Genomic DNA, 22300 nt, shown 5'->3' on the forward strand with positions numbered 1-22300 from the left:
GCACGTGCACGATGCCGCGAACCGAACCGGGCGCCGGCCATCAGCTGCCGGACCTCGGCGTACCCGGTGACCAGCCAACCCCCGTGACCGTCGGGAAAGTTCATGCAGCTGACAGCGACCTGACACGGTGTGTGGCGGGTCCAGAGTGGTTATCCAGGGTGGACCCGGCACCGCCGACCAGGCACGGCAGAATGGGCCGGTGCAGATCGGAATACTTGGACCGCTCGAGATCCGGCTAGCGGACGGCGGATCGATAGAGGTGCCAGGTGCGCGGTTGCGGGCGCTGTTGATCGCCCTCGCGCTCGAACCCGGCCGCGCGGTCCCGAAAACAACCCTGGTCGATTGGATTTGGGGGGAGCAGCCGCCCTCGGACGTGGCGAATTCGTTGCAGGCCCTGGTCTCCCGGTTGCGCCGTGCGCTGCCCGAGGGATCGCTGGATGTGCAGCCCGGCGGATATCGCCTGACGGTGTCGCCCGAGGCCGTCGACGCCGTGCGCTTCGAGCGGCTGCTCGACCAGGCCCGCGGCGGCGGCGACGCGCAGCGCGCCGAACTGCTGCGCGAGGCCGTCGAACTGTGGCGCGGCGCACCGATGCAGGACCTCGACAACACCGCCGTCGAGACGGTGGTCGCGCGGTTCGAGGGACTGCACCTCGCCGCATTGGAAGACCTCTACGAGGCGGAGATCCGGCTCGGCCGCGACGCCGACCTGGTCACCGAGCTGACCGAGCTGGTGGCCCGGCACCCGGCCCGGGAACGGCTCGTCGCCGCGCTGATGCGTGCGCTCGGCGCGACAGGCCGGGGCGCCGAGGCGTTGACCGTGTACCAGCGCGCCAGGGAGGAACTCGCCGACACGCTGGGTGTCGACCCCTCGCCCGAGCTGTCCGCATTGCATGTCGCGCTGTTGCGCGGCGAAGTGGGCGCGAAGGAAGCCGACCGCAAGACGAACCTGCGCGCCGAACTGACCGAATTCATCGGCAAATTCACCGACGTCGCCGCCGTCCGCGAACTCATCGCCGACCACCGCCTCACCACGCTCACCGGACCCGGCGGCTCCGGGAAGAGCCGGCTGGCCGTGGAAACCGCGCGAACCATGCTCGACGACCTGCCCGACGGCGCCTGGCTGGTGGAACTGGCCGCCCTCGGCCCGGGGGCCGACCTGGCCCAGTCCACGCTCGCCGCGCTCGGCTTGCGCGATGCCCTGCTCGGCAACGCGACGAGCGCGGAACCGATGGACCGGCTGGTCGCGGCCATCCGCGATCGCGAAACCCTGGTGATCCTGGACAACTGCGAGCACGTGATCGACGCCGCCGCGGCCTTCGCGCACCGGCTGCTCGGCGAATGCCAGCGGCTGCGGATCCTGGCCACGAGCCGGGAACCGCTCGGCATCACCGGCGAAGCGCTGTGGCAGGTCGAACCGCTGGCGCTGCCCGCCCCCGACGCGAACCCGGACGAGATCGCATCCTCCCCGGCCGTGCAATTGCTGCGCGATCGGGCGGGCGCGGTGCGCAAAGACCTCGCGACGGACGCGCACGCACTCGCGACCATGGCTCGGGTCTGCCGGGCCCTCGACGGCATCCCGCTGGCGATCGAACTGGCCGCGGCCCGGCTGCGCACCATGTCCCTCGATCAGCTCGCCGACCGCCTCGACGATCGGTTCCGCCTGCTGACCGGCGGCAGCCGGACCGCGCTGCCGCAGCACCGGACGCTGCGCGCGGTGGTCGACTGGAGCTGGGAGCTGCTCACCGACGCCGAACGGGCGGTGCTGCGCCGGCTCGCGGTATTCGCCGGCGGCGCGAGTCTCGAAGCGGCCGAACGGGTTTGCGTCGGCGCCGAGGTGGAGCAGTGGGAGGTGCTCGAGCTGCTGACCGCGCTGACCGAGAAATCCCTGCTGCGTAGCACTGGGGACAGCGAGCCGCGCTATCGGATGCTCGACACGATCAAGCAGTACGCCACGGACCGGCTGGCGGAGGCGGGGGAGCAGGATTCCGCGCGGCGGGCGCACCTCGCCTACTTCACCGGGCTGGCCGCGACCGCCGAGCCGCACCTGCGCCGGGCCGAGCAGCTGGAGTGGCTGGCCGTGCTCGAGGCCGAGCACGACAACATCGCGGTCGCCATGCGTGGCGCGTTCGCGGCAGGCGACGCGGCCGGCGCGATCCGGCTCGCGGTGCAGGCGGGCTGGTACTGGTGGCTCGGCGGGCACAAGGCCGAGGGCATGGAGCTGCTCACCGCGGCTGCCGAGTCGTCTGGCGAGGTGGACGATTCGACCCAGGCCATGGTCTATGGGCTGGTCGCGCATTTCGCCAGCACCGGCCGCAACGACGAGTACGACGTCGCGGAGTGGATCCGCCGGGCCCACCGGTCCAACCAGCTCAGCCAGACCCCGCACCCGCTGCTGGCGTTCATCGACGCGCTCGAACGCATGTTGCAGGGTCCGGAGGCGCTGCTGACCGCGTTCGAACCGCTGCTCACCGCCGACGATCCGTGGGTGCGCGCGCTGGCCCGGCTGCAAATGGGCAAGATGCGGATCGTGCTCGGGCAGGACGGCCCGGAGGCGGACGCGTATCTCGAGGCGGCGCTGGCCGAGTTCCGGGCCATCGGCGAACGCTGGGGGATGTCGTTCGCGCTGACCGAGCTGGCCGATCGCCTCGCCATCCGCGGCGAATTCGCCAGTGCCGTCGAGCTTTACGCGCAGGCGATCGCGGTGGTCACCGAGGTCGGCGCGATCGAGAACATCGTCGAGATGCGGTCGCGGCAGGCTCAATTGTATTGGCTCGCGGGAGATCCGGCCGCGAGCACGGCCGCGATGGCCGAGGCGCAGCAGTACGCGGACCGGGCCGCGTGGCCGAACGCGCTGGCCGAGCTGGCCCTGACGAAGGCAGAGCTGGCTCGCTGGAGCGGCGACCTCGGGCAGGCGCGCCGCCACCTCGAGGCCGCGACAACGCTGCTGGGCAAGGACGCGGAACAGCCGACGGTCAGCGCGGTGATCCATGGGCTGCTCGGCTATCTCGCCGGCGATCTCGGCGAGGCTCGCGCCGAGCATGCCGCGGCCTACGAGTCCGCATCCGTGGCGGGCCACGCGCCCCTCGTCGCCCAGGTCCTGGTCGGCATCGCGGACTTGGCCCTGCGGCTGGACCGTACCGAGCAGGCCGTGCGCCTGCTCGCGGCGAGCGCCGGCGTGCGCGGACTGCCGGATCGGTCCCATCCGGACGTGGCCAGGATCGAGCAGAGCGCACGAGATCGCCTCGGCGAAGCGAGCTTCACCGAGGCGATGAACGAAGGGGCGCAGGCGGACTGGCGCGAGCTGGTCGCCGCTACGCTCGCTTCGTGAACGTGTGCCGCGACCACAGGTACCCGGCCAGGGCGAAGGCGGCGCACCAGCCGAGCGCGGCGGCGGTGTAGCCGCCGGACGGGTGGCCGGCGAGGAACCCGCGCAGCGACTCGATGATCGGCGTGAACGGCTGGTACTGCGCGAACTGCCGGACACCCTGTCCCATCTTGTCGGCCGGCACGATCGCGCTGCTCAGGAAGGGCAGCATGATCAGCGGCACCACGGTAAGCCCCGCGGCCTCCGGGGTTTTCGCGGCGATCCCCAGCGCGACGGTGAGCCATGACGCCGCGAACGAGGTCGCGGCCATGATGCCGATCGCGCCGAGCCAGTCGAGTGCGGTTGCGGGCGAACGGAACCCGAGCGCCAGCGCCACGCCGAGCACGGCGGCGACGGCCACCGCGTTGGTCAGGATGGTCGCCGCGACGTGCCCGGTCAGGACGGCGCCGCGGGTGACATCCATGACCTTGAACCGGTTGATGATGCCCTTCGACATATCGGAACTCACCGCCACCGCGGTGCCCGACAACCCGTAACTGATGGCCAGCAGGATCATTCCGGGCGTCGCGTAGTCGATGTAGTTTCCGCCGACGTCGAAGGCGCTGCCGAACACGTAGACGAAGATCAGCATCATCACCACCGGCATCAGTGCCGCATTGAACACCGTGACCGGGGTGCGGGCGATGTGTTTGAAGTTGCGGCGCAACATGATCGACGAGTCGGCCAGTGCGGTGCTCATCGGACTGCCTCCGTTGCGTGACCGGTCAGGGAAAGGAAGACGTCGTCGAGGTCGGGGGTGTGCACGGAAACCTGCTCGGCCTCGACCGAATGGGCGGCGAGCCGATCGAGCAGGTGGTGCAGCGATTTCGAGCCGCCGTCGCCCGGCACCCGCAAGGCCAGCGCCTCGTCGTCGCGGGTCGCGTCGGGCAGGATCCGTTGCGCCGCATCGAGTTCCGCGACATCGGTGAAGTGGAGCCGGACGTGACTGCCCGGCACCCTGCGCTTGAGCTCGTCGGCGGTGCCCTCGGCGACGATGCGGCCCTGGTCGAGCACCGCGATGCGGTCGGCCAGCTGGTCGGCTTCCTCCAGGTACTGGGTGGTGAGGAAGATCGTCACGCCCTCGGCGGTCAAGCCCCGCACGATGTCCCACATGGTGCGCCGGCTGCGCGGATCGAGACCCGTGGTCGGCTCGTCCAGGAACACGATGTCCGGCTTGGTCACCAGGGTCATCGCCAGATCCAGCTTCCGGCGCATGCCGCCGGAGTAGGTCGCGGCTCGCTTGCGCGCCGACTCCACCAGGTCGAACCGTTCCAGCAGTTCGGCGATCACTCGCGTGCGCTCGGCGCCGCGCAGCCGGTGGATATCCGCCATCAGCTGGAGGTTTTCCTCCCCGGTCAGCAGATCATCCACCGCGGCGAACTGGCCGGTGACTCCGATCGATGCGCGCACCGCCTTTGTCTCGGTGGCGATATCGTGACCCGCGACCCGCGCCGTGCCGCCGTCCGCGGTCAACAGCGTGGTGAGCACATTCACCGTCGTCGTCTTGCCCGCCCCGTTCGGACCGAGCAGCGAAAAGATCGTTCCGACAGCGATATCCAGGTCGATGCCGTCGAGGACGGTCTTGCCCCCGAATCCCTTTCGCAGCCCGGTGGCCGCGATGGCCGAGGTGTTCACCGCGCACCGCCGAACACCGTGTCGACGATCAGCTTCAACGCCGCCTGGAAGGCCGCCGACAGGGACAGGGCGGCGTCGTCCACATAGTTGAACGCGGCGGTCATGGTCTTCTTGCCGTCCGGCGTGCTGAACATCAGCGCCCCGTAGCCGGCGGCGCCGCCGTTGTGGGTGATGAGGACGTCACCGTTCGTCCCCACGGGCTGCACGAAGACACCGAGGCCGTAGCCGACTTTGGTTTCCGGCGTGAACATTTCGGTCCGCAGTGCGTCCGGCAGGAGCTGCCCGCCGGTCAGCGCGGAGATGAAGGTGTGCAGGTCCTCGGTCGTCGAGATCATGTCGCCGCCGCTGGAGATCCAGGACGGGTTGTGCTCGCTGACGTCGATCGTCTTTTCCACGCCGTTGTCGTCATAGCGGTAGTAGGCATGGGCGTGCGGTTCGGGGATCTCGATCTGGGTGGTCGGTGTGATGGTGCCGGTCAGGCCGAGCGGTCCGAGGATCAGCCGCTGCATCTCCTCGGCGTAGGAACGGCCCGAGACCTTCTCGATCAGCAGCCGCAGCACCACGTAGTTGGTGTTGGCGTAGCTCCAGTCGGTACCGGGTTCGAATCGGCTCGGCTTCGACAAGGCAAGGCGCACAAGCTCTTCCGGAAGGTAGGTCTTGAATCGGTTGTCCACCCACTCCTTGCCCGCGGTGGTGGCGGGGATGCCCGGCGCGAAACTTCCGTCCGGGTAGTACTCGCCGGTGAAATTGAAGATGCCGCTGGTGTGCTGCAACAGCATGCGCACGGTGATCCGCGGATCGAACTCGAACTCGGGCAGGTAGTCGACCACGGCGGTGTCCAGTGCGATCTTGCCCTCGGCCACCAACTTCAACACCGCGGTCGCGGTGAATGTCTTTGTGTTGCTGCCGATTCGGACGTGTCCGTCGATCGGCGGCTTGGCGGTCGCGCCGAGCTCGCTCACCCCGGCGCTGCCGGCCCACTCGCCCTGCTCGTCGTTGACCCGCAGGGTCAGTCCGGTGAAACCGGACTCGACGACCTGGTCGATGAGCTGCTGGAGTTCCGGACGATCCTGGGTGGTGTGCTGGGTGTTCATGGCTTCGTTTCTCTTTCTCGGGTTGTCTTCGGGGAGGGCTGCAGCGGTCAGGCCGCGTGCCGAATGATGATGTTGCCGTAGGAGTTTCGGGCGAATACCTGCACGGTTTCGGCGTTCCCCGCCGTTGTGGCGACCGGTCCGAGTACGTTCTGCACCGCCCCGTGCGCGGCGTTGGTTTCCAGCCGCACGCCGCTGCCCTCGCGGATACCGACCTCCAGCTCACCCATGGAGGTCTCCAGCCGGAGCACGCCGCGGGCCGCCTCGCGAATTCGGATGTCGCCCTTGGCGACCTTCGCGGTAACCGAGTCGCTTGGGCGCTCGACCACGATGTCGCCGGCCGCGATTTCCAGGTCGGACCGGCCGAGTTCGCCGATGCCGGCCAGTCGGCCGACCCCGGCGTTGGCCTTCAGCTGGGAGCCGAGGGGTACCTCGACGGTCACCGCGACCGACGGGTTGCCGCCGAACGGGGTGTAGGTCCGCCAGTCCTTCGGCGTCTGCACGGTGAGGGCGCCTGCGGCGAAGGTGACCTGCGTGTGTTCGGCGGCGCGTACGTCACCCTTCTTGGCCGGGTCGGCCGGCTGGATCGTGACGACGGTGTCGGTTCGCTCGGTGGCGATCACGGTGACGTCGCCGCTGAGCACGTCGATGGTGACGGCGATCGGTTCCGGGGTCTGGAAGGTGGTCATGACTGAACTCCTGTGCGTCGGTCGGTGTGTCGGTGGGTTGGTCCAGCCGGTCACTGGAACTACCTTCGCCAACCCGGCTGATACCGGCCTGACGCCGACCTGACACGACCGCTGACACGGTGTTCGACCAGGTCACAGGCTCCGCGGCGAACCGATACGGTCCCGGTCGTGGGTTCGCACCGGTCGTATCGAGGCCGCGCAACGACGTATCCGCCGGTGGCGCGGAGTGCGCCACCGGCGGATTGTCGCCGCGGCCGGACTACTCGGCGGTGCGGCTGGTGAAGTCGAAGGAGCCGCCGTCGAGGCCCCAGGAGACGATCCGGTCGGGGTGGATGCGGATGATCACGCGTTCCTGGTGCGGGAACGGCGGCTCTTCGTCGACGAGCGCCTCGGCCGTGCCGCGTACCTCGATGCCGCGAATCACATAGGGCTCCAAGGAGACCTGCTGATCGATGACGAACGACACCCGGCTGCCCGCCTCGACGTTGCGGAACTTCCGGCTGGCGCGCATTCGCATGCCGCCGATATCGATCGTGCCGTCGGTGTTCACCCGGTAGCTGGTCGGATTGTTCTGCACCACGCCGTCGGGCGACACCGTGGCCAGCCGGCCGATTCCGGCCTCGGCGAGGAACTGCTGTTCGTTGGCGGTGAAGGTCATGTCGTTCTCTCCTCGATGAATTCGGTGCCGACGGTGCCCGGCGATCGGCCGGAAGTCGTCGGTGATGCGTGAAAGCCGTTGCCTAGCAGAAGTTTTGAGATCAAAACAGGATCAGCGCGGCGGACAGTCCGGTGACGGCGATGAACTGCAAGCTGACCCGGTACTTCAGGATGCTGTCCCACTTGTCTTGCAGCGCGCGGGCATTGGCGGGAATGACGCCGCTCTGCGCGGCGGCGGTCTGCTGGGTGTTGATCGGCTTGGCGACGCGGACGTAGAGGGCGAGCCAGATGAGCAGTGCCGCCACCGCGACCCCCGCCGCCACCGCGGCGCCGATCTGCCCGGCGAACAGCGCGATCAGCAGCGTGAGCACCGCGGTGACCACACCCCCCGCGCCGAAGACCGGCATGCGCCGGTCGCCGTAGTAGTGACCCCATCCCGCGCTCACGGTCACGGTCGCGTCGTCGAGCTTGCGGTACACCGCCCGCATAATCACCGCCGCGCAAACATCGGTGCCATAGATGACGGCATTGGCGAGAACGGCGACGACGGCAATGATCTGGCCGGTGACGATAAGCATTTTCGGCTTCCCTTCCTGAAATCTAGCAGCGCTAGATGTTGGAGCAACGATAACATCCGCTCGCTACGTTGTCTAGCGTTGCTAGATTTCCGGTTGTTGCCGCACTCTCCGCGCTCGAATCGGTAAGGCGCGCATGCTCCTCCGTCCGCCACCGTCGATCGTCGAGCGCGTCGATGACCGCGTGGCCCGCATCCGCGTCGGCGGATGGGGCCGTTCGGTCAGCTCGCGCTGCTCACTGGGCGGGCGCCAGGGCCGGGCTGTTGTGATAGGCGGCGATCTGCCAGTGGCCGTCGCGTTTCTCGAAGACCCAGGTGGCGTTGACCTTTCGTTCGTCGGGCGCTTCGGTCTCGCCGGGGAACAGGATGGCGGATTCGCTGATGACGATCGCGGCGTCCGTGCCGACGAAGCGGAGGCCGAGTTGTTTGTTGACGGTCGTGCTGCACGCGAGCGGCCCGGCGAAGGCCAGTGCCATGCTCTGACGGATCACGTCGCGGCTGTCGCGCAGTGAGCCGGGCATGATGGCGGTCGCGTCCGCGGTGTAGTCGGCGACCATGGCGTCGGCGTCGCCGGCCGCCCACGCCTTATAGGAATCGGCCAGCACGGCCTGGATCGCGGCTTCGTCGGCGGCACGGTGGTTCGACATCGGAGTCTCCCTTGTTGATCGGCTCGCCGGGAGTGTCCGGCGAACTCGGGAATACATACCGGTGGCGGCAGCCGAACTCATCGCGCCCACGAAAAAGAATTCCCGGGCCTAACCTCCGTGCCGGACCGGCAGGCCGAACGTCGCGAAGATCTCGGGATCCTGGAACACCGAATTCCGGCTGATGCCTTCGTCGGTGACGGTGAAGATCTGCAGCGTGTGCAGCGCGTAGTGGCCGTCGACGCGCTGATAGGCGGCGAATCCGGGTTGGCCGCCGTTGGCGGTGACCGGCTCCAGCACCCAGTCCTTTCCGGCCGCTTCGAAGACCCATTCCATAAACAGGCCATAGTTGCCGCGCCCGCTGAACCAATTGAGCATGGGCGGCATCTCCATGACGACGTCCTCGGTGAGCAGTAGTTTGAGCGCCTCGACATCGGCGCGCGCGAACGCCGTCATGTAGCGCTCGACCCAGGCACGCTGCTCGGCCATGGACGGTTCGGTGATCCGTTCCGGCTCGGCCCCGATCTCCTTCAGCCGGGTACGCGCCCGCTGTAGCGCGCTGTTCACGGATGTGACTGTGGCGCCTAGGATTTCCGCCGTCTCCGCCGCGGAGAAGCCGAGCACCTCACGCAGGATCAGCGCGCCGCGCTGCCGTGCCGACAGGTGCTGGAGGGCGGAGGCGAAGGCCAGGCGCAGGCTGCTGCGATCGATCACGGTGCCGGCCGGATCCGCGTTGTGCAGCAACGAATCCGGCACCGGCTGCAGCCAGGTGGCGTGCTCCGCCCGGGCGAACGGCGCGAGCGGATCCGCCGCGGCCACCAGTCCCGACGGCAGGGGACGGCCGCCGCGGCCGTGCAGCGCGGTGAGACAGACGTTGGTCGCGATCCGGTAGAGCCAGGTGCGCACGGAGCCGCGTGTTTCGTCGTACTGCTCGCGCGCCCGCCATGCCCGCAGGTACGTGTCCTGGACCAGGTCCTCCGCGTCGTGCGCCGAGCCGAGCATTCGGTAGCAGTACGCGAGCAGCTCCGTCCGGAACGGTTCGATTCGGCGCTCGAAGCCTGCTTCGGTCATTCCTGCGCCGTGGGAAAGAGCGGGGGTTCGAGGTGGCCCCAGGGCTGGGCTTGCTCGAGTTCGGCAGCGAGTTGCAGGAGCAGGAACTCCGAGCCGAGGGGTCCGACGAATTGGGTGCCCAGCGGGAGACCGTCGGCGGTGCGGTGCAGGGGCACGCTCATGGCGGGGCGGCCGGTGACGTTGGCGAGCTGGGTGAACGGAACCGGCGCGAGATTGGTGAGCACCAGGTCGCGATAGATCGGGGTACGCGTGATCGCCGTGCCCGCACGGAGTTCCAGCAGCACGCCCATGATCTTCTCCACGGCCGCAGGCGGTTTCGTCTGGCCGATGCGCAGCGGCGGCTCGGCGAGGGTGGGGGTGAGCAGCAGGTCGTAGCTGTCATGGAATGCGCTGAGCGCGCGGGTGTAGGTGTTCCACCGGCCGTGCGCCTCGATCAACGTCGGGGCGGAATGGGCGCGACCGCCGGCGGCGACCACGCGGGTCGTCAGGTCGAAGTCGGAATCGCTTGCGCCGCTGAGCTTCCGGGCCTGGGCCAGGCGGGCGGCGAGATTGGCGGTCCATACCGTCATGAAGTCGTGCGCCATCTGCCTGCTGTCCATGCGCGGCGCGGCCTGCTCGACCTGATGGCCCAGCTGTTCCAGCAGCGCGGCGGTCGCCTCGACCGCGCGCACCGCCTCGGCGTGCACCGGTGTGCCCAACGGGGATTCGTGGGTGAATCCGATGCGCAGCCGGCGCGGTGGCGCGTCCACCGCGGTGGCGTAGGGCTGGGCGGAGCGGCTCGGCAGATAGGGGCCGCCGGGATCGGGCTCGCTGAGCAGGTCGAACATCACCGCCGAATCGCGGACGCTGCGCGACAGCACACCGGCGGTGGCGGCGCCGAAGATGTGCTCGGCGAAATCGGGACCTGCCGGGACCAGCCCGCGTCCGGCCTTGAGCCCGAACAGCCCGGTGCAGGCCGCCGGGATGCGGATCGAGCCGCCGCCGTCGCTGGCGCCGGCCATCGGCAGGATCCCCGCCGCCACCGCGGCCGCCGAGCCGCCGGACGAACCGCCCGGGGTGCGGTCGAGATTCCACGGATTGCGCGTCGCGCCGTAGGTACCGGTTTCGGTGACCGCGACGGCGCCGAACTCAGGGGTGGTCGTCTTGCCGAAGATCACCAGGCCCGCGTCGATCCACCGCTGCACCACCGTGCTGTTGTTGTCGGCCTTCAGTTTTCGCAATGGACCGGTGCCGGACGCGGTCGGATAGCCCGCGAAGTCCTGGCCGAGATCCTTGAGCAGGAACGGCACTCCGGCGAACGGACCCTCGAGCGGGCGTCCGGCCGCCGTGCGCCCGGCCTCGTCCATGCGCAGACTGATCGCGTTGATCTCCGGATCGACCTGGTCGAGACGGGCCGACGCGACCTCGAGCAGTTCGGCCGGGCGCACTTCCCCTTTGGCCACCAACTCGGCCAGGCCGACCGCGTCGTAGGCCCGGTATTCGCTGTACCGCATGGACTTTCCTCTCGGCCGGGATCGCCACCGTCGGCCGCGAGGTCGCGGACGATTTCGTGGTGTCGAGCACCGCCATCATGCACCCGGGTTTGCGGTCGCGTCATGTTCGCGGGCGGTTGCCCGGCCGATCGACGGGCCCCGCCCTCGTCTTCGACCCGTCGACCGCCACGCAGCGTCGTCAACTCGCCGCGGCGCTGTCCGGCATAGCCGAGACTGTTCGGCAGGCCAGTGGTCCCACCGGATAGGTGCGCGTTATCGGGTCGAGTCCAGGGCGTTCGCCCGATCTCGGCCCGCACCGATGAAATTCGGGTGGGTCCGCCGTCGATACAGCTGGATACACCGACAGCACATGGAGGCACTGACATGCGGAACTCGATTCCAGAAACTTTCGTCGCACTCGACGGCACAGCGAGCGAGCGGGTGGCGCGATGAGCGGGATCAAGGTGCTGGTGGCGGGGGCAAGCATCGCGGGTCCCGCGCTGGCCCACTGGCTGCACCGGCGCGGCGCCGAGGTGACCGTGGTGGAGCGCGCCGCCGAGCTGCGCCCCGGCGGACAGGCGGTGGACGCGCGCGGGGTGACCAAGGAGGTCATCCGGCGGATGGGGCTGGACGCGGCGATCCGCGCGGCCTGCACGGACACGGCCGGCGCGCACAACGTGGACACCGACGGGAAGGTGCTGGAGACCTTCCGCGTGGAGGACGACGGCGGCGACGGGTACATCGCCGATATCGAGATCCTGCGCGGCGACCTGGCCCAGGTGCTCTACGACGACACCCGCGACAGCGTCGAGTACCTCTTCGGCGACCGGATCACCGAACTCACCCAGGACGCGGACGGCGTCGACGTGACCTTCGAAAGCGGCGGCCGCAGACGCTTCGACCTGGTGATCGGGGCGGACGGATTGCATTCCGCACTGCGCGCGATGGTCTTCGGACCGCGTGAGCAGTACGTCCGCCATCTCGGACTGGTGCTGGCCTTCTACAGCGTGCCCAACGAGTTCGGGCTGGACCGCTGGTTGCTCGACTACCAGGATTCCGGGCGCTCGGCCATGCTGCGCCCCATCCAGGACGCCACCAGGGCGATGGCCATGTTCTCCTTCCCCTCGGCCGATTTCGAGGTCGACTACCGCGACATCGAGGCGCAGAAGCGACTGCTGCGCGAGCGCATGTCCGACTTCGGCTGGCTGACCTCGGATATCCTCGCGCACCTGGACGACACCCCGGATTTCTATCTCGACCAGGTCGCCCAGGTCGTGATGGACCGCTGGTCGAACGGACGGGTCGGGCTGTTCGGCGACGCGGCGTTCAGTTCGTCGCCGATGTCCGGGCAGGGCACCGGACTGGCCCTGGTCGGCGCCTATCTGCTGGCGGGCGAGCTGGCCGCCGCCGGATGGGACGTCGAGGCCGGGTTCGCCGCCTACGAGGCGCGGATGCGCCCGTTCGTCGAGGCCAATCAGGAGATCGGCCGGTTGCACGCGCACACCCTCACCAACCCCGCGCCGAAGCCGGAGCCGGGCACCGAGCCCGAGGTCGAATGGGACTTCGAGCTGATCGATCGGGCGATCAACGGCGTCGAGCTGCCCGACTATGCCGGGGTGCCGGATTCCGGGCCGTCGATCGGAGCGCCGGTCACCTCGTAGTCGCGAGCCGGCCGGTTAGCCTGGGCCGGTGACAGTTACAGAGTTGCCCTTCGGATCCTGGCCGACCTCGATCACCTCCGAATTCGTCGTCACGGCCGCGGTGCGGCTGTGGGAGGTGCGGGTGGACGGCACCGACGTCTACTGGTCGGAGGGGCGGCCCAGCGAGGGCGGCCGGACCCAGATCGTGCGGCGCGCCGCCGACGGCACGATCACCGATCTGCTGCCCGAAGGCATGGACGCGCGCACCGCGGTGCACGAATACGGCGGGGCGGCATGGTGGGTGCGCGACGGGGTGCTGTGGTTCACCAACTGGGCTGACCAGCGGTTGTACCGGTTGGAGTCCGGTGGTTCGCCGGTGCCGCTGACCCCCGCTCCTGTGGCGGCCCGCGGCGACCGATATGCCGATGGCGCGCTGTCCCCGGACGGCACTGTCGTCGTGGCGGTCCGCGAGCGCCATCCGGCCGACGGGCGCGGCGCGGTCGATGTCCGCAACGAGATCGTGCGGCTGTCCGCGGACCAGGCGTCGCAGCCGGAAATCCTGGTGAGCGGAACGGATTTCGTCGCCGCGCCCCGGCTGAGTCCGGATGGCGGCTCGCTCGCCCTGGTGTCCTGGGATCACCCGTCGATGCCGTGGGACGACACCGTCCTGCGGGTGCGCGACCTCGCCACCGGAGCCGACACCGTCGTCGCGGGCGGGCCGGGGGAGTCGGTGATGGAACCGCGCTGGCAGCCGGACGGTTCGCTGCTGTTCCTCTCCGACCGCAGTGGATGGTGGAATCTCTACCGCTGGACGCCCGACGGAACGGTCACCCCGTTGATCGAGCTGGACGCCGAGATCGGTATGCCCGCTTGGCAATTGGGTTCCTCGCGCTACACTGTGCTGGACGACGGCAGCGTCGTGTTCGCGCGTTGGCGCGACGGTTACGACGGCCTCGGCCTGCGCTTGCCGGACGGCTCGGTAGCCGATCTGGACCTGCCGTTCTCGGCGATCACCGCGATCGAGCGGGTCGGCGCGGACGCGGTCGTCGTCGTGGCGGCCACCCCGGCGACCGAACTCGGCGTGTACCGGATCGAATTCGCCTCCGGCACGCCGAAATTCGAGAGCCTCCGCGCGCCGCGCGACCTCGGTCTCGACCCAGCCGCGCTCTCGGTTCCCGAGCCGATCTCGTTTCCCTCGGTGGACGGCGCCGGTGCGGCGCGGACCGCGCACGCGCTGTTCTACCCGCCCGCGAGCAGTGAATACCGTGGGCCGGCCGGGGAACTGCCGCCGCTGCTGGTGATGATTCACGGCGGCCCGACCAGTTCCGCGCTGCCCATGCTGTCGTTGCAGACCCAGTACTGGACCAGCCGGGGGTTCGCGGTCGTCGACGTGAATTACGGCGGTTCGACCGGATTCGGCCGCGCTTACCGCGAACTGCTCAAAGGCGCCTGGGGAGTGGTTGACGTAGCGGACTGCATCGCCGCGGCCGCCTGGCTCGGCGAGCAGAACCGGGTCGACGCGCAACGGCTGGCCATCCGCGGCGGTTCGGCCGGCGGCTATACAACACTCGCCGCGCTCGCTCGCGCGGATACCCCATTCGCCGCCGGCGCAGACCATTTCGGCGTCGCCGACCTCGAGGCGCTCGCCGCCGACACGCACAAGTTCGAAAGCCGCTACCTCGACGGTTTGATCGGCGAATATCCGGCCAGGCGCGACATCTATCGCGAGCGGTCGCCGATCCATCACGTCGATCGGTTGCGCAAGCCGCTGATCGTGTTGCAGGGCAGCGACGACCCGGTGGTGCCGCTCAATCAGTCGGAGATGATCGTCGAGGCGTTGCGCGCGCGGCGAATCCCGGTGGCGTTCTTGGTATTCGAGGGGGAGCAGCACGGGTTCCGCCGCGCGGAGCACATCCGCCGCGCATTGGACGCCGAATTGAGTTTCTACGGACAGGTTTTCGGGTTCACGCTGCCGGCGGCCGAAGGCATCGAGCCGGTCGTCGTGGAGAACCTCGCCTAGGCTTGCGCGGGGCGCGGGATGGTGGGCGCCGACGAGATCGATGAGGAGCCACTTGTGTCGGATACGTTTGTCGTCGCTACTCGAATTCCGATGGGGCGGGAGGCATTCGAGCAGTGGCTGGAGACGCCGGCGCCGGGAACGGAGGTCATCGAGAATCCCGGCGCGATGTACGACGGGTGGTTCTGGGACGGGAAGGCGCCGGATTGGCGGCTGGCCGAGGAGGGGCCGACGCCACGGGAGTATTTCGCCGACTGCTTCGGGGAGGACACCGGCGGGCTGACATATGTCCTGCGGTACCGGGAGGGAGCGCTCGAGGCGTACCTGATGCACTTCGGTTTCTGCGAGTCGAATATCTATACCGCGCTGGTGATGCTCGCCGCGGCGGGGCGATCGAGTTCCGTGGCGGCGCCGAGCGTGGTGTTGTTCTGGGCCGAGACCAGCGGGTCGATGTTCGCGGCCGATTCGGACGCCTGGCTGGCGACCCTGTCCGTGGGCGTCGACGGGGCGCGGTTCGCCGCCGATCTCGATCTCGCGGCACCGATCGCCGAGTTGCGGACTGCCGAGTCGAGCTATTTCGAGCTGCTGGTCCGGTTGGCGGAGGTGGAGGAATCGGTTGGCGCCGAAGGGAAGTCGAGCTTCGCCGCGATCGCCCGCGACCCACGGTATGTGGACGCCGCGGTTCTTGCGGACAGCTGAGCCGAACAGGTTCGTACCGAAAACCTGGGATCGGTAGGTGGCGTGTCCGGCATCTACTTACGCCATGACATCTTCTCAACCGCACACGAACCAACCGCAACCCGCCGGCCTGAACAAGAAGACCAGCGCGATCCTGTCCTACGTGCTGGGGTGGCTCACCGGAGTCATCTTCCTGTTCGTGGGAAAACACGACCCGGACGTGAAATTCCATGCCGCACAGTCGATCGTCTTCTTCGGCGCGGTCTGGGTGATCAACATTGTCCTGAGCATCGCCGGCTCACTCCTCGGCGCCCTCGGGATCATCTTCAGCCTCGCCGGACTCGCGCTATCGATCTTCACCCTCGTGGTGTGGATCATGGCCATGGTCCGGGTGAACAGCACCGGCGGTGCCCGCGTGGAGCTTCCCCTCGTCGGAAAGTTCACCGCCCCCTACGCCGACCGGCTGGCCGACTCGGTCAAGTAGCCGAACATTCGAAATGGCCCATCCGAAGATCAACGGCCCGAGGCCATCTCGGGTCGTTGATCGAGTTCGCCGGTGAAACTATGGTCTCGCGCTGTGGGCCTCGCTGGATTATTATTGATCTCGTGCAAAAGCTTTAGGTTCCTCTCCGCCTTTACCTGGTCACCCGTGCCGATCTACCACCGGGGATACAGGTCGCGCAGATAACACACGCCGCGTTCGACTTTGCCTCAGCGCATTCAGACCTGGTCGCAGACTGGCACGCCACCTCGAATGTGTTGGTGGTACTCAACACAACCGACGAACTGTCGCTCGGTTGGCTGTGCGCCGACGTCGCCGCGGCCGGTCACCGGCTGGTCCGGGTGCATGAGCCCGATCTCGGCGGCGCGTTGACCGCCGCCGCGTTCGAACCGGCCGCCCGCCGGCTGGTCGCCCACCTCCCTCTCGCCTGCACCGAACGAGGGGAGGTGAAAACATGACTGACACTTAGCTGAGCGACTTGCGCGCCCAGCTCGTCGAACTCGCCGCCGAGCGGGACGCGCTGCGCGCCCAACTCGCCGGGGACCTGCCTACGGCCACACGCTGGCTGCAGCGCAAGGTGTGGCGGCAGGCCGCCGCGCTCGACGTGCTGAACCGCCGCGTCGTCACGCAGCGGTTCGTGCTGCGGACGCTCGACCAGCTCGGGCGATCCCTGACCTCGGACGAGCACCGGGCCGCCAGGGCCGCGATCGCGAACGCCGAACTGCGGGAACGGATCCACGATCCGGACGCAGCCTGATCGGTCATCACGGGGTGGCCGGCAGTGCACCGGCCACCCACCCGGCCCCAGAAGCTCGACGGCCGAGCAGCCGCCTCTAAAGCGGCCGGTAGCGGGTTCGATTCCCGCCTGGGGCACTTCCCATAGCTGGCGTGCCGGCGCGGTTGCCTGGATCCACTCACGCCGGATCGAACGGATCTTGCCGCGTCAGAACATATCCTGCCCGACTGGGGTGCGTCGGATCACGATCTCCTCGCCATCGCCGGTACGCACGGCGACCGCGTGCAGCCCCGGTTCACCGGGCACGAACCGCAGTGGCAAGTGGTCGAAAGTCTCCGTGCCGATGTGGCTGCGAAATTGGTCGGGGTCGCCTGCCACTTCCAACCAGGCCACCCCGGCGGTGATTCGGTCACCGGCAACGGCACGGCGGGCGGGGTTCTTGTCTGGATCGTCCCGGTAGTACCAGTTCGGCAGGCCCTGCTGGCGAGCCCGCCAAACTCCCTGCCCGGCAGGCGTACTGGTGACCACCCGCTGTGTGCCGTCCGGTTCCGTCCGCCCGGGGACCACCTGCACCTCGCTGCCCAGCCGCCGAGCGACCTGCTCCAAGTCGTCGAGGGAGTCTGCGCGCAGACACCAGAACATCCAATGGTCCGCGCCGTCGCTGGTAGCCCGCCTGAACCACGACGACGCGGGGTCGGTGGCCGCCTCGACAGCGCTCTCCACCTCCAGGTAGATGTCCGCGCCCAACGGGAATATCCAGTTGCGTACGCTACCGCCGGGGAACACCCCGCCTTCGTAGTTGCCGAATCCGGTCTGCTCGGCCAGCCTGCGGACGCCGTCGTCGAGATCGCTTACCCCGAGCGCGAAGTGATCCAGATGAAACACGGCTACCTCCAACCCGAGTGAGCATGTCGTCGCTTCATCACGTTACCCAGCAACAGGTTTCGCCTGATCGGAGCCGGTGCCCAGCGGCATAGTGATGTGGCGAACGTGCCTGGCCATCCAAGCTCGGTCCACGATGAGCGCTCCTCGTTCATGCCGGAACACGCGCGTGCCTCTGACATCCGACCGACCGAGCCGCCCGCCCATCGGTGTGGTGTGCGTTGGAAAGCCTTGCCGAGCAACTCATCTCGGTCGACGGTCAAGCGCGGGCGCCGTCTCCGTTTCGCTGATCCTGCGCTGTCGGCTCGGCCGGCGGTGGACAGGCCTCGCGTGGGATGGCCTCGTTGCGCCGTCATGCGCGGGCCGAACGCGAGCCGAAGGCGAAGTGCTGTGCGGACTCTCCGTCTCGGGCGAGAGCTTCGAGTCTTGCTACGCCGTCGGACCATTGGGGGACTGAGCCGTCCTCGATGCTCCAGAGGACGTGACCCGGCCAGGGCCCCTTCAGAAACCAGTCGTATCTGAGCTTCAGCGCCTCGCGGTGCAGGCTGCTGTAGACGAACAGGCGTGCACTCGGGATGTCTTGCCACAGACTCAATGTCGCGATGTGCGCGAGCGGGTCGTGACCCGCGAAGTCCGGAAGGCCCAGGGGGAGTGCATAGATCCCCCAGCGGCCGAAATCCGCGCCGGGGACATGCTCCGCATTCTGCCCATAGTCTCCTCCGGCCCGACCGGCGAACCCCGGAGCGTCGTCGACGGCGCTGAAGATCTCGTCACCCCGTTGGGACAAGTCGGATAGCGCGGCCGGCTCCATGGCGGGGTCGAGAACGCCGAACGTATAGAGCGCGATGTTGCTCATGACACTGTGTTTCCTACTCTGCGCAGGGGCATTTCGACCCAACCGAACGAATCGCTGTCGGGCCGTGCGACCCCGGCGGCTGGGGCAAGGCGACCCGATGCCGAGACCCGGCTCAAATGTGAATGAGTGTTTACATTCACATAATAATGCCAGCGCGGACGCGGTCAAGCGGGGCGGTCGCTGCCGCCCGAGCCTGGAACGATGCGGCGGTATCCTGTGGCTCGTGGCGGACGATGGCAGGCCGGTCGGAGTGCGGGTTCCGCAGCAGGCGCGCAGCCGTGAGACGCTGGCCAAGCTGCTTGCCGCCACGGAGGAACTGCTCACCGAGACCGGCGCGGACGCGGTCACCATGAGCGCGGTCGCCACCCGCGCCGAGGTCTCCGTCGGGTCGGTGTATCGCCGATTCGAGAACAAGGACCTGCTCCTGCGTGCGGTCAAGGACCGCATGCTGGCGCGACTCGGAGACCGGTTGACCGCCCGGCTCCAGGCTCCGACGCCCGGCCTGGGTGCGGTGATCGAGGCATACACCACCGAAATCGTGGACTGGATGACGCAGAGCGGACGCCTCCTGCCCGAGATCTTCGGAGTCCGGTCGAAGCCCGTCCCGGACGATCGCGCCGAGGGTCTCGCCGCCCTACGGCGCCTGCTGGTCGAGGCCGCCGCACCGCACCGAGGGGAGATCCGCCTCCACGACGCGGACGCGGCACTGGCGTTCGTCGGTCGCACCATCACCGCCTCGGCGATGCATCGCGCCCTCAGCGTGGAGACGGCTCCGGACGGCATGACCTGGAAACGATGGTGCCACCGGACTGTCCACATGGCGGTGGCCTACCTGACCATCGACCAACCCCCGGATCCGGACTCACCCTGACGGCCGGCCTCACCACAGGCCGCCGAGTAGGTGCCGGCCGCTTCGATGGAGTGTCAGATCAGGCGCACTGCCAGCTCGTAGACGGTGTCGGATTCGCCGGCTCGGGTGGGATCGCGAAGGAAGATCTGTCGCGGTCGCCAGTCGGATTGCTCGTTGTGTTCCAGTAGCCACTGGTGCAGCGACTCGAATCCGAGCGCTGTGGTCATCGCGGATTTGGGGACTTCGACGTATGCCTCGCGTGCTGCGGGTTCGTTCCGGACGAGCATGTCCGGAAAACGCTGCGCGACCGTGTCGAGATCGGATGCTCGGACCGGGCAGCAGAACTCGACCGGAGCGTCGTCATCGGGACCGAGTTCGCCGTGGTACCGCAGGAAGGGCAGGCCTGCGACGCCGTCCGGTCGCGGCACCGACGGGCCACCGAACAACGCGAACAGCGGTGTCGCGAACTCGCCGATGCGGTCGGCAGTGAGGTTTTCGGTGCAGCTCAGCAGGGCGCGCTCAGGAATGGCGCGGACCGAGACGGGATACATGGCGACCTTCTCTCCTGTCAGTTGGGCGATGAGGAAATCGGCCAGTTGCCGTTTGGCGGTGAACGCACGCTCCTGCTCGTTCCAATACTCGGTCAGGGCCTGCGCGCGCTGGTTGGCCGGACAGGCGAAGACTGCACCGATCCTGGCCAGCGGCATGTCCAGCTGCCGCAGTCGCGCGATGTGGCGTGCCCGCGGTAACTGTGTCGGCGAATACCACCGGTAGCCGGTTGCGGGATCGACCCGCGCGGGCGGCAGGATCCCCGCGTCCGCGTACAGTCGTAGCGCTTTCGGCGAAAGCCGGGCCAGCCGCGCGAACGCGCCGATGGTCAGCAACTCCACCCTTGCCTCCTCATTCCCAGGGGAACTTCCCTGGCATCGAGAGTGCGGCCGGCCCCAAGGGGAAGGTCAAGCGACGCTCCCCGGCACCACATAATTCGGCAATATCATGCGTTCGCCGACGCCGAGACCCTCTCTGCCCGTTGATCTTCCACTGACCCGCGACGGCTGCTTACCGCGCGCCCAGCGGCATTTTCGGATATTCCTGGTTGGTGAAGGAGGCCGGGCCGCCACAGGGTGGCCGGCCGGGTTCGGTTGTGGGAGTTCGGGTTCAGGAGAACAGGCGGGTGACGAATGGTGTGCTGGCGGGCAGGGAGCCGTTGACGGTGGCGCGCCGCCGTTCGGGTTGATGCCCGTACGACGACCCATCCGTACTGCTCGTCGTGACGAATAGGGCGTGGATATTCTGCCTACAGAACAGGAGTTTCCATGTTTTCTAGTAGTGCCTCTCGTCTGACCACGATCGCTCTTGTCGCGACGGCTATGGCTATGTCTGTTGCTCAAGCCAATGCAGTCCCGGCCCCTTCGCCCGGGTCGGAGAAGTGGCCACGTTACAACTGCCAGGCCTTCAAGTTGGACAACCCTGTCGGCGGCAAGGCAGAAGGTCAGAAATGCACCGCTGCCAACGGTGCTCCCGACTCGGGAAAGATCAATAAAGATTTTGTCATTGCGAGCGTCGACCACACAGTGTTGATCGAATGCTCTTCCGGAGAGGCAATGTCTTCAGGGAAGGTTACGGGGAAGGAGTGCTACAAAACTGACGAGGGTGGATACGACTGACGCTCGCACTCATGGGGTTCGAATACGCGAGACGTACCGCGCGAGTCCCCGGCATCGAGAACTTCTGTCGATTTGAGCGCGCATCTGACGCGGATACGCGCATCTGACGATCAGAACACGCGCGCAGCGGCAGTAGCGGACGGGTCGGCTGACCGCCGGTTGGATCGACCTACCGGCGGTCAGCGCGGCTAGCTTTCCGTGCACTTACCCGAGAGCAGGAGCTACCCGTTTGTGCTGTCCGCCGTGTCGCGGGCAAATGCGGGTTGGATTCGTAGGAGGGCCGCTGACGGTCCGAGGGAGCCTTCCGAGGGCCGACCGCGGAAATGGTGAGCCTCGCCGGTTCACAGCTATAGGTGACGGTGCAATGGTCGGGAGAGTTGTTATCCGCTGTTCGCCTCTTCCTTGTGCTCCTTGGCAAGCTCGTCACTCTGCTGCTTGTATTTTTCGAAATCATCGTCACCGAGCAGGCCGGCGTCATGCACGGCATTCAGCATGCCTACCATCTTTGTGTCGTACAAGACTATAATCGCAGGGTCGTTGTCATATCCCGGCTTGAGCCTGGTTCCATACTTCTCGGTATACGTCTTGAGCGCGTTGCGGTACTCGGTTTTGTAATCGGCAACACCACAGCTCAGATACCGCCAATACCGCAGTTTATCGCTCTCCGAGAATCCGGAGGGCACCGAGAAATCGGCCTGATATTCTTTTGTACTTCGATGTTCGCGGTCGCCCACCGTCCTACGTATAGTGATAACTCGCATCGTAGCGTCGCGAGCAGCGTCGACCGGATCGCCACCTGAATATTGCAGTGGAGTGATACGATACGCCGCGTCATACTCCTTTATAGCCGCATCGTTGAATTGTTTCTCCGCAGCCTGTCGATCGGCCTCACTCTTCGATGGGTTGATGGCACCGTCACAGAAAGCCGACGTGAGCGCCGCCCATATATCGGTCGCTTCTTCGTACTGTTTCTTCTCAGCATCGTCGTTGCCCGCATGGGCTGTGCATGGCGACGCTATGCTCGAAAGGAATAGCACGGAGAGACCTGTTGTGATCAGCACGGACGAACGGATCTTCACAATCTTCCTCCTGAGTGCTTGGTCGTGGGTGGTACGTGGCGGTCGATTCGACGTACCCACTGCCACGTATTCGGTGCCGCTGACCGCGTGGATGTCCCGACGTCCATCGCTCGCAGCGCGTCGGTACGGAAACCGGATCGGCGGCCAGCCCTACCCGACCATGGCCCTCCGCCATCGGAGACCCGGACCGAACTAT

22 protein-coding genes are annotated in these 22300 nt (G+C 67.6%); 9 read left to right on the forward strand and 13 right to left on the reverse strand.

The genetic code is table 11. The features are described 5' to 3' along the window. Nucleotides 1–199: 199 nt before the first annotated feature. Entirely contained in the window at nucleotides 200–3328 is a 3129-nt protein-coding gene (locus tag ACFYO1_RS00965) for a BTAD domain-containing putative transcriptional regulator (protein ID WP_387225880.1), read from the forward strand. On the opposite strand, the gene ACFYO1_RS00970 is transcribed toward ACFYO1_RS00965, so the two are convergent. From ACFYO1_RS00970 to ACFYO1_RS01010, 9 genes are all read right to left on the reverse strand, one after another. Continuing rightward, complete coding sequence (locus tag ACFYO1_RS00970; RefSeq protein WP_387225881.1) at nucleotides 3312–4064, reverse strand: ABC transporter permease; 753 nt, start codon at nucleotides 4062–4064, stop codon at nucleotides 3312–3314. The two genes, ACFYO1_RS00965 and ACFYO1_RS00970, sit on opposite strands and share 17 nt — an antisense overlap. Continuing rightward, nucleotides 4061–4999: an ATP-binding cassette domain-containing protein gene (locus tag ACFYO1_RS00975; RefSeq protein WP_387225882.1), complete on the reverse strand. Its 939-nt coding sequence runs from the start codon at nucleotides 4997–4999 to the stop codon at nucleotides 4061–4063. Before ACFYO1_RS00975 ends, ACFYO1_RS00970 begins: the two co-directional genes overlap by 4 nt. After that, nucleotides 4996–6093 carry a serine hydrolase domain-containing protein gene (locus ACFYO1_RS00980; RefSeq protein WP_387225884.1) on the reverse strand — a complete coding sequence of 366 codons (1098 nt, stop codon included), beginning with the start codon at nucleotides 6091–6093 and terminating at the stop codon, nucleotides 4996–4998. The genes ACFYO1_RS00975 and ACFYO1_RS00980 overlap by 4 nt, the downstream gene beginning before the upstream one ends. Before the next feature lie 47 nt (nucleotides 6094–6140). After that, the gene (locus ACFYO1_RS00985) at nucleotides 6141–6779 is read right to left on the reverse strand and encodes a hypothetical protein (protein WP_387225886.1); all 639 of its coding nucleotides are present in this window, start codon (nucleotides 6777–6779) and stop codon (nucleotides 6141–6143) included. A gap of 259 nt (nucleotides 6780–7038) precedes the next feature. After that, the gene (locus ACFYO1_RS00990; RefSeq protein ID WP_387225887.1) at nucleotides 7039–7437 is read right to left on the reverse strand and encodes a PPOX class F420-dependent oxidoreductase; all 399 of its coding nucleotides are present in this window, start codon (nucleotides 7435–7437) and stop codon (nucleotides 7039–7041) included. A gap of 100 nt (nucleotides 7438–7537) precedes the next feature. Continuing rightward, nucleotides 7538–8014 carry a DUF1772 domain-containing protein gene (locus ACFYO1_RS00995; protein ID WP_387225888.1) on the reverse strand — a complete coding sequence of 159 codons (477 nt, stop codon included), beginning with the start codon at nucleotides 8012–8014 and terminating at the stop codon, nucleotides 7538–7540. A 232-nt stretch (nucleotides 8015–8246) separates the two neighbouring features. Further along, nucleotides 8247–8657 carry an SgcJ/EcaC family oxidoreductase gene (locus tag ACFYO1_RS01000; protein ID WP_387225890.1) on the reverse strand — a complete coding sequence of 137 codons (411 nt, stop codon included), beginning with the start codon at nucleotides 8655–8657 and terminating at the stop codon, nucleotides 8247–8249. A 108-nt stretch (nucleotides 8658–8765) separates the two neighbouring features. Continuing rightward, nucleotides 8766–9725, reverse strand: coding sequence for a sigma-70 family RNA polymerase sigma factor (locus tag ACFYO1_RS01005; protein ID WP_387225892.1), 960 nt, complete (start codon nucleotides 9723–9725; stop codon nucleotides 8766–8768). Then, on the reverse strand, nucleotides 9722–11218 hold the full coding sequence (locus ACFYO1_RS01010; RefSeq protein WP_387225894.1) for an amidase: 1497 nt from the start codon (nucleotides 11216–11218) through the stop codon (nucleotides 9722–9724). Before ACFYO1_RS01010 ends, ACFYO1_RS01005 begins: the two co-directional genes overlap by 4 nt. A gap of 428 nt (nucleotides 11219–11646) precedes the next feature. On the opposite strand from ACFYO1_RS01010, the gene ACFYO1_RS01015 reads away from it, so the two are divergent. The 6 genes from ACFYO1_RS01015 (at nucleotide 11647) to ACFYO1_RS01040 (ending at nucleotide 16791) form a co-directional block, all read left to right on the forward strand. After that, on the forward strand, nucleotides 11647–12858 hold the full coding sequence (locus tag ACFYO1_RS01015; RefSeq protein WP_387225895.1) for an FAD-dependent monooxygenase: 1212 nt from the start codon (nucleotides 11647–11649) through the stop codon (nucleotides 12856–12858). Nucleotides 12859–12886: 28 nt separating this feature from the next. Next, nucleotides 12887–14857: a S9 family peptidase gene (locus ACFYO1_RS01020; RefSeq protein ID WP_387225897.1), complete on the forward strand. Its 1971-nt coding sequence runs from the start codon at nucleotides 12887–12889 to the stop codon at nucleotides 14855–14857. Nucleotides 14858–14911: 54 nt separating this feature from the next. Next, on the forward strand, nucleotides 14912–15553 hold the full coding sequence (locus ACFYO1_RS01025) for a hypothetical protein (RefSeq protein ID WP_387225899.1): 642 nt from the start codon (nucleotides 14912–14914) through the stop codon (nucleotides 15551–15553). Nucleotides 15554–15617: 64 nt separating this feature from the next. Next, nucleotides 15618–16016 carry a DUF4870 domain-containing protein gene (locus ACFYO1_RS01030; RefSeq protein WP_387225902.1) on the forward strand — a complete coding sequence of 133 codons (399 nt, stop codon included), beginning with the start codon at nucleotides 15618–15620 and terminating at the stop codon, nucleotides 16014–16016. 278 nt (nucleotides 16017–16294) lie between these two features. After that, nucleotides 16295–16492 (forward strand): hypothetical protein, encoded by a 198-nt coding sequence (locus ACFYO1_RS01035; protein ID WP_387225904.1) that lies wholly within the window; start codon nucleotides 16295–16297, stop codon nucleotides 16490–16492. Nucleotides 16493–16512: 20 nt separating this feature from the next. Then, a complete protein-coding gene (locus tag ACFYO1_RS01040; RefSeq protein ID WP_387225907.1) occupies nucleotides 16513–16791 on the forward strand; it encodes a hypothetical protein in 279 nt (92 codons plus the stop codon). Between the two features lie 186 nt (nucleotides 16792–16977). Here ACFYO1_RS01040 and ACFYO1_RS01045 read toward each other — a convergent pair whose 3' ends face one another. Together ACFYO1_RS01045 and ACFYO1_RS01050 are read right to left on the reverse strand one after the other, a co-directional pair. Continuing rightward, entirely contained in the window at nucleotides 16978–17655 is a 678-nt protein-coding gene (locus ACFYO1_RS01045) for a VOC family protein (RefSeq protein WP_387225909.1), read from the reverse strand. A gap of 349 nt (nucleotides 17656–18004) precedes the next feature. Continuing rightward, complete coding sequence (locus tag ACFYO1_RS01050) at nucleotides 18005–18508, reverse strand: DUF3291 domain-containing protein (protein ID WP_387225911.1); 504 nt, start codon at nucleotides 18506–18508, stop codon at nucleotides 18005–18007. Between the two features lie 223 nt (nucleotides 18509–18731). On the opposite strand from ACFYO1_RS01050, the gene ACFYO1_RS01055 reads away from it, so the two are divergent. After that, nucleotides 18732–19379 (forward strand): TetR/AcrR family transcriptional regulator, encoded by a 648-nt coding sequence (locus ACFYO1_RS01055; RefSeq protein ID WP_387225913.1) that lies wholly within the window; start codon nucleotides 18732–18734, stop codon nucleotides 19377–19379. Between the two features lie 53 nt (nucleotides 19380–19432). On the opposite strand, the gene ACFYO1_RS01060 is transcribed toward ACFYO1_RS01055, so the two are convergent. Next, entirely contained in the window at nucleotides 19433–20248 is an 816-nt protein-coding gene (locus ACFYO1_RS01060; protein ID WP_387225914.1) for a MerR family transcriptional regulator, read from the reverse strand. A 426-nt stretch (nucleotides 20249–20674) separates the two neighbouring features. Here ACFYO1_RS01060 and ACFYO1_RS01065 point away from each other — a divergent pair, with 426 nt between their 5' ends. Then, on the forward strand, nucleotides 20675–21025 hold the full coding sequence (locus ACFYO1_RS01065; protein WP_387225917.1) for a hypothetical protein: 351 nt from the start codon (nucleotides 20675–20677) through the stop codon (nucleotides 21023–21025). A 380-nt stretch (nucleotides 21026–21405) separates the two neighbouring features. On the opposite strand, the gene ACFYO1_RS01070 is transcribed toward ACFYO1_RS01065, so the two are convergent. Further along, nucleotides 21406–22104, reverse strand: coding sequence for a hypothetical protein (locus ACFYO1_RS01070; RefSeq protein WP_387225918.1), 699 nt, complete (start codon nucleotides 22102–22104; stop codon nucleotides 21406–21408). Between the last annotated feature and the right edge of the window lie 196 nt (nucleotides 22105–22300).

The sequence above is a fragment of the Nocardia sp. NPDC006044 genome (genome assembly GCF_042871115.1).
In the GTDB taxonomy this organism is placed as follows: Bacteria; Actinomycetota; Actinomycetes; order Mycobacteriales; family Mycobacteriaceae; genus Nocardia.

Bases quoted from the DNA above. Each gene is read 5' to 3' on its own strand.
- ACFYO1_RS01050 (WP_387225911.1), bottom strand. From the start codon at position 18,508: ATGAGCAACATCGCGCTCTATACGTTCGGCGTTCTCGACCCCGCCATG.
- ACFYO1_RS01000 (WP_387225890.1), bottom strand. From the start codon at position 8,657: ATGTCGAACCACCGTGCCGCCGACGAAGCCGCGATCCAGGCCGTGCTG.
- ACFYO1_RS01005 (WP_387225892.1), bottom strand. From the start codon at position 9,725: ATGACCGAAGCAGGCTTCGAGCGCCGAATCGAACCGTTCCGGACGGAG.
- ACFYO1_RS01015 (WP_387225895.1), top strand. From the start codon at position 11,647: ATGAGCGGGATCAAGGTGCTGGTGGCGGGGGCAAGCATCGCGGGTCCC.
- ACFYO1_RS00970 (WP_387225881.1), bottom strand. From the start codon at position 4,064: ATGAGCACCGCACTGGCCGACTCGTCGATCATGTTGCGCCGCAACTTC.
- ACFYO1_RS00980 (WP_387225884.1), bottom strand. From the start codon at position 6,093: ATGAACACCCAGCACACCACCCAGGATCGTCCGGAACTCCAGCAGCTC.
- ACFYO1_RS00985 (WP_387225886.1), bottom strand. From the start codon at position 6,779: ATGACCACCTTCCAGACCCCGGAACCGATCGCCGTCACCATCGACGTG.
- ACFYO1_RS01030 (WP_387225902.1), top strand. From the start codon at position 15,618: ATGACATCTTCTCAACCGCACACGAACCAACCGCAACCCGCCGGCCTG.
- ACFYO1_RS01065 (WP_387225917.1), top strand. From the start codon at position 20,675: ATGTTTTCTAGTAGTGCCTCTCGTCTGACCACGATCGCTCTTGTCGCG.
- ACFYO1_RS01010 (WP_387225894.1), bottom strand. From the start codon at position 11,218: ATGCGGTACAGCGAATACCGGGCCTACGACGCGGTCGGCCTGGCCGAG.
- ACFYO1_RS00995 (WP_387225888.1), bottom strand. From the start codon at position 8,014: ATGCTTATCGTCACCGGCCAGATCATTGCCGTCGTCGCCGTTCTCGCC.
- ACFYO1_RS00990 (WP_387225887.1), bottom strand. From the start codon at position 7,437: ATGACCTTCACCGCCAACGAACAGCAGTTCCTCGCCGAGGCCGGAATC.